The organism is Halorubrum sp. AJ67, from assembly GCF_000513435.1.
Genome location: NZ_CBVY010000014.1, coordinates 80680 through 83553, shown reverse-complemented (window position 1 = coordinate 83553; position 2874 = coordinate 80680). Strand labels below are relative to the sequence as shown.

The window sequence follows — 2874 nt, the reverse complement described above, 5'->3', positions numbered from 1 at the left end:
GCGACGACCGCGCCGCCGCCGAGGACCGGAAGCGCGGCGAGCGGACTCGTCGGGGCGGCGAGGAGCACGCTCCCGCCGACGGCGATCGCCGTCCAGTAGACCGCGACGGCGACGGCCGTGCGGAGAGGGTCGGAGACGGACATACCGTACGAGTTTGAGCGGGTGCCACAAAACAGTCCGGGGAGCGGCCGCCGAACCGCGGCGACGTTTATATTCCGACGCCGCCTACGTCCGCGCATGACCGAGAAAGTCCTCTTCGAGTCGGAGAGTCGGCGGAGCCGCGAGGAGATCGCCGCGTACCTTCGGGCGGTCGCGGACTCCCTCGACGCGGGCGACGCCATCACGCTCTCGCGCGGCGGCGAGTCGACGACGCTCGAACCCCCCGCCCGTCTGACCTTCGAGGTGAAGGCGGAGCGCGAGGGCCCCGCCGACGGGCCGGGAGAACTGAGCGTCGAGTTCGAACTTGAGTGGAACGAGGACGGCGACGAAGCGGGAGCAGACGGCGAACTCCGGATCGAGTGATCGGGGTACAGGCGGTTGCGGCCCGCGCTACGGCACTTCGCCGGGGACCTCGACGAACGCGTCGCGCGCGGAGAGGAGATCGAGCGTGTCGTCGACCTCGAGGCGGACGGACTCCATCCGCTCGATGAGCTCCTCGTACTCCTCGGAGTTGGTCGTGCCGCTGGCCTCCAGCGCCGCTTTCTTCGAGGCGAGCGCGAAGAACTCCTGGCTCTGCTCGTCGAAGGCGGCGCGGTGGAGGAGGACCTCGACGAGCGTGAGGAGATCCTCTTTGGTGACCGGTTTCGTCTTGTAGTCGTCGAACGGCATCTCGACGATGTCGACGTCCGGCTCGACCGCGGTCAGCATCGCCACCCGGGCGTCGTACCCCTCGCCGCGGATCTCCGTTAACACCTCGTGGCCCGACATGTCGGGCATCCGCCGGTCGAGGAGGACGACGTCGACCGCGTCGTCCATCGCGTCGATCGCTTCCTCGCCGCCGGTCGCGATCCGTACGTCGTAGGCCGGGTCGAGGTACACCCGGTACAGTTCCGCGAGGTCCGGCTCGTCGTCGACCGCGAGAACGGTCGCGTCCGGAGCCTCCGTCATGGGAGGGCCCTCCCGGTCCGCGGATCTCGGTCTGCGAGTACCGGGTCGGCGCGTCCGCCCGCCATGCGTGCGTCCATATGCCGGTGTTCGCTCGCCTTGAGTTAAAAACCTCACTTCTGCCTATCTAAATTGATAATCCCGGTCGGCAGGCGAGTGTCCGTCAGATTCGGGAGACGGCGCGGCCGGGACACGATCGCGGCGGCGACCGGAACTCGCGGGTTCGGGCTCGGCGATCCAACGGTCTCTCCGTGACCCAAAGGCACATTTACGCCCGCATCTTATCCGGGCATAACGAATGTCTCATAGCCCCTCACTGCCCGACCGCCCGCGGTTGGAGCTCGACCCCGAAATGAGCGACGCGGAGCGGCTGGAGGCGATCCGCCAGCACTTCCGGCGGATCGTTCACGTGAACGAGGAATTAGAGGACCGGCTCGCGGACGCCGAGGGACGCCGCGGCGACCTGAAAGACGACGTCGAACAGCTGAAACGCGAAAACGAGGTGCTGAAGACCTCCTCGCTGTACATCGCGTCCGTCGAGGAGATCACCGACGACGGCGTCGTCATCAAACAGCACGGCAACAACCAGGAGGTACTCACGCAGGCCGCCTCGCGGCTCGACGAGGACCTCCGTCCCGGCGACCGCGTCGCGATCAACGACTCCTTCGCGGTCCAGCAGGTGCTCGACGACGAGACCGACTCCCGGGCGCAGGCGATGGAGGTCACCGAGTCCCCGGACGTCACCTATGCCGACATCGGCGGCATCGACGACCAGATCCGGGAGGTCCGCGAGGCGGTCGAGGACCCGCTCGAAAACCCCGAGCAGTTCGAGCAGGTCGGCGTCGAACCCCCGAGCGGCGTCCTCCTCCACGGCCCGCCGGGGACGGGGAAGACGATGCTGGCGAAGGCGGTCGCCAACGAGTCGGACGCGACGTTCATCAAGATGGCCGGCTCAGAGCTCGTCCGGAAGTTCATCGGCGAGGGCGCGCGGCTCGTCCGCGACCTGTTCGAGCTCGCCGCCGAGCGCGAGCCGGCCGTCATCTTCATCGACGAGATCGACGCCGTCGCCGCCAAGCGGACCGACTCGAAGACCTCCGGCGACGCCGAGGTCCAGCGCACGATGATGCAGCTCCTCTCCGAGATGGACGGCTTCGACGACCGCGGCGAGATCCGGATCATGGCCGCGACCAACCGCTTCGACATGCTCGACGAGGCCATCCTCCGCCCCGGCCGCTTCGACCGGCTCATCGAGGTCCCCGAGCCCGGCCCGGAGGGCCGCGAACGCATCCTCGAGATCCACACGCAGGAGATGAACGTCGCCGACGACATCGACCTCGGCGTCATCGCGAGCGACCTCGACGGGTACAGCGGCGCGGACATCGCGTCGCTGGCGACCGAGGCCGGAATGTTCGCCATCCGTGACGGCCGCACTGAGGTCCGGCAGGCGGACTTCGAGGCCGCCCGCGACAAGCTTCGGGACGCCGATACGGAAGACGAGCAGGTCATCAACTACCAGTACTGAGACGACGATAGCGGGGCTGGCGGTCGGCTTTTCCGAGTGAGTCTTGGACCGGTTACCGCAGCTGGCGTTTCGGCGGGTCACTTATAATAGGTTGATAACGGAGCGTCCGCGACCGCCTCGGAACTCCCGGCCGCTCGCTACGATGTAGTCGCTTCCGACGTTCCGACCGAGACCGCCGAAGCCCCAGCCGCGAGGACGACGCACGCTCGCTGTGCTCCTCGCTCAGTCGCTGCCGCTCCTTCGCTGCG

3 protein-coding genes are annotated in these 2874 nt (G+C 67.8%); 2 read left to right on the top strand and 1 reads right to left on the bottom strand.

Annotated elements, in window-relative coordinates; all coding sequences use genetic code 11:
- Window positions 1–237: 237 nt before the first annotated feature.
- Window positions 238–522 (top strand): amphi-Trp domain-containing protein, encoded by a 285-nt coding sequence (locus BN903_RS11460; protein WP_048077847.1) that lies wholly within the window; start codon window positions 238–240, stop codon window positions 520–522.
- Window positions 523–549: 27 nt separating this feature from the next.
- Here the strand turns inward: BN903_RS11460 and BN903_RS11455 are convergent, their stop codons facing one another.
- Window positions 550–1107 (bottom strand): response regulator, encoded by a 558-nt coding sequence (locus tag BN903_RS11455; protein ID WP_048077846.1) that lies wholly within the window; start codon window positions 1105–1107, stop codon window positions 550–552.
- A gap of 295 nt (window positions 1108–1402) precedes the next feature.
- On the opposite strand from BN903_RS11455, the gene BN903_RS11450 reads away from it, so the two are divergent.
- The gene (locus BN903_RS11450) at window positions 1403–2626 is read left to right on the top strand and encodes a proteasome-activating nucleotidase (RefSeq protein WP_048077845.1); all 1224 of its coding nucleotides are present in this window, start codon (window positions 1403–1405) and stop codon (window positions 2624–2626) included.
- Window positions 2627–2874: the final 248 nt, after the last annotated feature.

Bases quoted from the DNA above. Each gene is read 5' to 3' on its own strand.
- BN903_RS11455 (WP_048077846.1), bottom strand. From the start codon at position 1,107: ATGACGGAGGCTCCGGACGCGACCGTTCTCGCGGTCGACGACGAGCCG.
- BN903_RS11450 (WP_048077845.1), top strand. From the start codon at position 1,403: ATGTCTCATAGCCCCTCACTGCCCGACCGCCCGCGGTTGGAGCTCGAC.
- BN903_RS11460 (WP_048077847.1), top strand. From the start codon at position 238: ATGACCGAGAAAGTCCTCTTCGAGTCGGAGAGTCGGCGGAGCCGCGAG.